General features: G+C 45.2%; 7 protein-coding genes. 2 read left to right on the plus strand and 5 right to left on the minus strand.

The window, feature by feature from the left end:
* Positions 1–118 precede the first annotated feature (118 nt).
* Positions 119–682: a Uma2 family endonuclease gene (locus QUA56_RS30810; protein ID WP_333366088.1), complete on the plus strand. Its 564-nt coding sequence runs from the start codon at positions 119–121 to the stop codon at positions 680–682.
* A 304-nt stretch (positions 683–986) separates the two neighbouring features.
* Here the strand turns inward: QUA56_RS30810 and QUA56_RS30815 are convergent, their stop codons facing one another.
* Positions 987–1,547: a pentapeptide repeat-containing protein gene (locus QUA56_RS30815; protein WP_333366002.1), complete on the minus strand. Its 561-nt coding sequence runs from the start codon at positions 1,545–1,547 to the stop codon at positions 987–989.
* 201 nt (positions 1,548–1,748) lie between these two features.
* Positions 1,749–2,036 (minus strand): hypothetical protein, encoded by a 288-nt coding sequence (locus QUA56_RS30820; RefSeq protein ID WP_333366005.1) that lies wholly within the window; start codon positions 2,034–2,036, stop codon positions 1,749–1,751.
* A gap of 169 nt (positions 2,037–2,205) precedes the next feature.
* Between QUA56_RS30820 and QUA56_RS30825 the strand changes: the two genes are divergently transcribed.
* Positions 2,206–2,727, plus strand: coding sequence for a hypothetical protein (locus QUA56_RS30825; protein ID WP_333366008.1), 522 nt, complete (start codon positions 2,206–2,208; stop codon positions 2,725–2,727).
* A 148-nt stretch (positions 2,728–2,875) separates the two neighbouring features.
* On the opposite strand, the gene QUA56_RS30830 is transcribed toward QUA56_RS30825, so the two are convergent.
* The 3 genes from QUA56_RS30830 to QUA56_RS30840 form a co-directional block, all read right to left on the minus strand.
* Positions 2,876–3,763, minus strand: a complete 888-nt coding sequence (locus QUA56_RS30830) for a CPBP family glutamic-type intramembrane protease (RefSeq protein ID WP_333366012.1) — start codon at positions 3,761–3,763, stop codon at positions 2,876–2,878.
* A 178-nt stretch (positions 3,764–3,941) separates the two neighbouring features.
* On the minus strand, positions 3,942–4,982 hold the full coding sequence (gene lpxD / locus QUA56_RS30835) for a UDP-3-O-(3-hydroxymyristoyl)glucosamine N-acyltransferase (RefSeq protein WP_333366015.1): 1,041 nt from the start codon (positions 4,980–4,982) through the stop codon (positions 3,942–3,944).
* 143 nt (positions 4,983–5,125) lie between these two features.
* Positions 5,126–5,443, minus strand: coding sequence for a YkvA family protein (locus QUA56_RS30840; RefSeq protein WP_333033796.1), 318 nt, complete (start codon positions 5,441–5,443; stop codon positions 5,126–5,128).
* Positions 5,444–5,806: the final 363 nt, after the last annotated feature.

The following is a 5,806-nucleotide window of genomic DNA, read 5'->3' on the forward strand; positions in this document are numbered from 1 at the left end:
TACTAAAGTATCCCGTGTCGTTTTTCCTCCCAGCGCTAAAGCGACTGGGTTTCCAAACTCCCGCGAGGGCTATATGATAAAATTATGGCAGAGTGGCAATGACACCGAATTCAAAGCGATGACAGCAGCACTTCCCATTTCTCTCACTCTCGAAGCTTTCCTCAAACTACCGGAAACTCAACCTGCAAGTGAATTTATTAACGGACGCATTCACCAAAAGATTATGCCTCAAGGCAAACATTCTCGTTTGCAACTCAAGTTTTGCAACGCTGTTAATCTAGTTGGGGAAACAGAACGAATTGCTCTTGCTTTTCCCGAATTGCGCTGTACTTTTGGCGGGCGTTCTATTGTACCTGATGCTACAGTATTTACTTGGGATAGAATCACTTTTGAAGCGGATGGCGAAGTTCCGAATTCCTTTGAAATTTATCCCGACTGGACATTAGAAATTTTATCCCCAGACCTGAAAGCAACTAAGGTGATTAGTAATATTTTACACTGTTTGAAATACGGGACTCAGCTCGGATGGTTAATCGATCCAGAGGAACGGTTTATTTTAGCATTTATTCCCGGACGAGAACCAGTTGAGTTAACGGGACAAGATCGCTTGCCCGTGCCAAGTTTTTTAACATTAGATTTGACAGTGGAGCAGGTTTTTGGGTGGCTGAAAGCAGGTGGATAACTTGGCTCTAATTTCGAGCCGATCGCAAATTCCGCACATCCTCAATAGTGAGTCCGGTTGTTTGACTGATAGTTGCATCATCCAGGCGATCGAGCGGCGGTATGATATTCCTTACGTTGAAACGATTTGGTAGTTGCGGGCGATCGCACTTGGGTTTTCTGGTTAGGGCGAGCTTTGAACATTAGTCACACATTCAAGAGCTTGAAGCACTTACAACTACACCATTAATTTATAGCAATCGCCAAGGCAGACGTAAACAGGAAGTAGTCCCGAATCATGCGATCGCGAAACCCATGCCCAAACCCTACCTTTTGGCATCTTCCAGGTTGGCATATTCCAGGTTGACATCTTTCAGATTAGCACCACGCAGGTCGGCAAAACCCAGGTCGGTACCTTGCAGCTTAGCATCACGCAGGTCGGCACCACGCAGGTCGGTACAACGCAGGTTGGCACCGTACAGGTTGGCACCGCACAGGTTGGCACCACTCAGGTTCGCATCAATCATGTCAGCAAAATGCAGGGTGGCCTCACTCAGGTTCGCACCACTCAGATTAGCATCTTCCAGGCTGACACCGTACAGGTTGGCATTTTTTAGGTTGGCACTGTCCAGGTCGGCATTTTTTAGGTTGGCATTTTTGAGCTTGGCATGATACAGGTTGGCACTACCCAGGTTGGCATTTTCCAGGTTGGCATTTTCCAGGTCGGCATTTTTTAGGTTGGAGCCACTCAGGTTGGCACCGCTCAGGTTGGCATTTTCCAGCTTGACACCTTCCAGGTTGGTAGCACTCAGGTTGGCACCACTTAGGTCGGCACCACGCAGGTCGGCATAAGGTTTGATTTTCGCTAAGGCAAGTGGATCAGCCATGAGATTTCAGTATTTAATATTTATTGGTAATGCTGTTAAGTAAAACTCAGATGTAAACAGTTATACGCCCTGCTATCTTCCCTTTGTAGACATCTGAATAAATGCCTTTCACCGTTCTGAAAAAGTCAACGCCTAAACCAACTACTTGTCAGGGGTTTTACCCCCACATACTATATCTAAACAGTATATATCTCCTGCCATCTATTTCATCAAGAGATCAGGCAGTTTTTGCCCTATATCCTGGATAACATAATCAGAAAAACTCGAAGCAAAATGCCTACCTCCACTCTTCATTTGGTAGCCAGATTGCTCTGATTGGTTATCATACCAATAATGAACATGATTGTCATCTGGACGCGACTCACTGGCAGGTGATACAAGGAAACCTATTACAAGACCTGATGATGTATCAACGTTAAACTTAACTTGATACCCAGGCAATTCAGAGTAAGTATTCCAAGTTCTTGGCCAAACTCGATCTCTTCCCATAAATCACCTCCTAATTTTTTTCCATACTAGACCGATCGCACAAAAAATGTCAACGAAAAAAAGTGGGGAAAAGTGGGAACTTCCTAAAAATCCGATGCGAGGCGCAAAAAGTTGGAAAAAGTGGGGGAAAGTTTGGTATAGTAACTAAAATGATCCCACCATCCCACCTATGGACAGTCCTCAGATATTGCAATTTGTCGATGATGCTGTCTGCGCCAAGACAGGCAAACATCTCAATAACTTGCAGCGTAAAATAATCGCGGGAATACTGAATCGTAAAAAATATACTGATGTTGCAGAAACTTATGGTTATAGCTCCCAACACGTTAAAAAGGCTAGTCATGAGCTTTTGCAAATGTTATCTGAAGTGTTTGGCGAACCAGTAAGGAAAAGTAATCTTGAATCCGTCCTAGAACGGCATATAAATTTGAATATTAGTGGCAATAAAATTGGTAATAAAAGCAAACAAAACATTATAGGTATCGGTTACATCAACAGTTGCCCTGAATCTTCGACTCCCACCCCAGATGAAAGTCAGCCTAAAACTCCCGACTTGCAGGAAGAAAGCAAAAATCAAACTAACATTGAAACAATTGATAAATTACGGCAGTTTGGCTTGAGCGACGAGCAAATTGCAGAAGCGCTAGATATACCTTTAGATCGGGTGAAGCAGGTGGACTTCGAGGAGTAAATCTGGGTCTTCCGTACTTACCGCTGCTCATTTATCTGAAATTAATGGCCTAAATTTTTACACAGCAAAGATTTCCGGTCTTACTTTAGTTAATTTGGAGCAATTTTTTACTGCGATTCATACCTAGATTGGGTTTTAACTACTTAAACTAATAGTTTGGCACACTAAGTACGGAAGAACCCAAAAGCACGGCTGCTGTTGCTACCAATAACAAAAGGCCGGCTGCACCAGCTAAAGGTTTTTCTCCTATTCCTGTAATCCATTCCGGCGCGCGGCCTGTCGGATTAATTGCGCCTTCTGTATCTAAGGTACTTATACCCCAAATCCAAGCTGCGTGAATGCCGATCGCCAATCCCAAACTGTCATTGTCGGCGATGCGGGCTAATGTTAAAACCATCCCCATCAGCCACAATCCGGGCAGTTGCGGTAGAGTTTCTTTGGCGGCCCAAATTAGGTGGGCGATCGCAAAAATGAAACTGGCGATCGCCGCTGCGATTAGCATTGAGTAATCTTGCTGGAGGATTGTTTGCAAGCAGCCGCGAAAGATTAACTCTTCTGTGGCGCTAATCCACAGTCCTAATAACAGAGTCAGCAGACTAGCAGGATTAAGAATTAAAGCCCAAAAATTAATTATTTTTTCGCCTGTTTCGGTGGAAACTTCGCTTTTTTGTAGCTCGATCCAGCCGGCGGTTAATTGCAGACCGAATAAAATTACTAAGCTGATTATTCCTAATCCTAATCCCCGCAGTAATGACATCAAAACTGCTGGTTGCCAATCCCAACCCCAGTTAGTAAAAGATGTGTTTTCGATCCAACTTGTCGCCCATAAAATAAAGGGGACAATTACGTAGAGGGAAGCTAGTAAAGGTAGTTTTTTGTTTCCCAGGGGTTGGGGTGGATGCCATTTGAGGGCGATCGCCAGCACGATCGCTGCGGGAAGCCACACAACAATCCAAGTCGAGAAAAACAAGATTATTTTGACAATTACTGGTATTGACGGCGACAGCAGTCGCAGGTTAGTTATACTATTCCACATATCATATTATGTCCGGGCTATCGCTTATAATATATGTAGGTTGGGTTGAAGAATGAAACCCAACACCTAATTTTAGTGGACGTTGGGCGGAGCGAAGCGTAGGGTTCACTTCGTTCAACCCAACCTACAAGTCTAACTGTTAACTGTTAACTAATGACTACTGACTAATGACTAATGACTACCGATCGAGCTTGCGCTGAATTTGCCTCAGAGACTGGTACATTTCGGGCAAGCGGTTGTAGACTGCTGTGGCTTTGAGAAATAGTTTGTGGGGAATTGCCGGAATGCCCGTCACGATCGCACCTGCGGGCACGTCGCTGTGAATTCCGGCTTTAGCAGTGGCGATCGCCCCATCTCCGATTTTGGCTTGATTAGCAATTCCCACTTGACCTGCCAAAATTACATTGTTGCCAATTTTTACCCCGCCAGCCATGCCAACGTGAGCGGCAAACGCGCAATTTTTCCCGACTTGACAGCCGTGACCTACGTGTACTAAATTGTCGATTTTTGTATTCTGGCCGATGCGGGTTTCTCCGACAGCGGGTCTGTCGATCGTGCTGTTGCAGCCAACCTCAACGCTCTCTTCTAATACAGTGCACCCAGACTGCTCCATTTTCACCCACCCTGTGGCTGTCGGCACGAACCCAAAACCTTCGCTCCCGATCGCCGCACCGCTGTGAATCACGCAATTTGCCCCGATGCGAGTACGTTCGTGAATGACGCAATTAGCGTGTAAAACAGTGTTTTCGCCTATTTCTACATCTGGGTAAATGACGACATTTGGGTGAATGCAAACGTTGCTGCCAATTTTGACTTTTGCTTGAATAACGGTGTGGGCACTGATACAGACATTTTCACCAATTTCTGCTGAGGGGTGAACGACGGCTGAGGGATGAATTTCGGATGCTGGGCGAAACGGTTGATAGAAAAGGGCGATCGTTTCAGCAAACAGCAATCGCGGATCTGGTGCGGCAATCCAAGCAATGTTGCGATCGTCGCATTGAGCTTGGAGGCTTTCATCTAACGGTAAAATTAAAGCCGAAGCATTTGTAGTGGCTGTATGAACGGCAAATTTAGCACCTTCTATATAACTGATTGTGCCCGATCGAGCTTCATCAACTGGGGCAGGGCCAGTAATTTCTGGATCGGTAGCAACCGACGCTGTGAGGCTGCTACTGGTGGCTAAATTAAGTTTTTGTACTATTTCGCTAAACTTCATCTATAAAAATTTGTTGTTAACACAGATTGACCATAGTTAAAATTACCAGCTTTAGAGCACGATCGGAGCAGTTGCCATTTAAAAAACAAAAACCCCGATTTCTTTAAGAAGTCGGGGTTGTAGCGTTCGATTATTTTTGGCAATTATTTTACAGAAACTGCATCTACGTCAACGGTGCTGCCTTTGGCTTCAGAATAAGGGGCACCGGTGGCTTCGGATGCTGAAGCTGTCTCTGTTTGGCGGGATTTAAAGTAGTCGATCGCCATTTGGGATACTTCGGAAATTAGCAGAACAGCAATTGCCACATCGTCAATTTGTCCGACGACGGGGAGAAAGTCTGGGGCAATGTCGATCGGGCTTACCAGATATGCCAGGGTTCCCAGAATAATCCACCAGCGGTACTTGGGGTTGCGGAGCGTGTCGCGGTACCAGTTGTAAACAGAAGATATAGAAAAGTTCATCGGGTTGTCCTCTACTTATATTTTTAATCTTGACAAATTCTCGCTCGAAACGCTTGTGGAGATATCCCCCCTAGGGTTGGGAAGAGAATTCTACTTGGGAGTATTGGGAATTGGGGATGGGCGATTTGTCAAGCTGTGTCAGTTGACAGTTGACAGTTGACAGTTGACAGTTGACAGTTGACAGTTGACAGTTGACAGTTGTCAGTGGACAGTTGTCAGTTGGCACTTGGCAGTTGTCAGAAGAAAAAGTTTTCCCTTCTCCCCTCTCAGTAACAAGGTAAATTTAAACTAAATCCCGGCAATACATATTCACCTGACTGCTGACTGCTGACTGCTGACTGCTGACTGCTGACTGCTGACTGC

This window comes from Microcoleus sp. N3A4, from assembly GCF_036701805.1.
Taxonomy (GTDB): Bacteria; Cyanobacteriota; Cyanobacteriia; order Cyanobacteriales; family Microcoleaceae; genus Microcoleus.

What these genes read in the sequence shown, in the direction of transcription:
- QUA56_RS30810 (WP_333366088.1), top strand. Translation starts at nt 119, where the DNA reads ATGACAGCAGCACTTCCCATTTCTCTCACTCTCGAAGCTTTCCTCAAA.
- QUA56_RS30815 (WP_333366002.1), bottom strand. Translation starts at nt 1,547, where the DNA reads ATGGCTGATCCACTTGCCTTAGCGAAAATCAAACCTTATGCCGACCTG.
- QUA56_RS30820 (WP_333366005.1), bottom strand. Translation starts at nt 2,036, where the DNA reads ATGGGAAGAGATCGAGTTTGGCCAAGAACTTGGAATACTTACTCTGAA.
- QUA56_RS30825 (WP_333366008.1), top strand. Translation starts at nt 2,206, where the DNA reads ATGGACAGTCCTCAGATATTGCAATTTGTCGATGATGCTGTCTGCGCC.
- QUA56_RS30830 (WP_333366012.1), bottom strand. Translation starts at nt 3,763, where the DNA reads ATGTGGAATAGTATAACTAACCTGCGACTGCTGTCGCCGTCAATACCA.
- lpxD (WP_333366015.1), bottom strand. Translation starts at nt 4,982, where the DNA reads ATGAAGTTTAGCGAAATAGTACAAAAACTTAATTTAGCCACCAGTAGC.
- QUA56_RS30840 (WP_333033796.1), bottom strand. Translation starts at nt 5,443, where the DNA reads ATGAACTTTTCTATATCTTCTGTTTACAACTGGTACCGCGACACGCTC.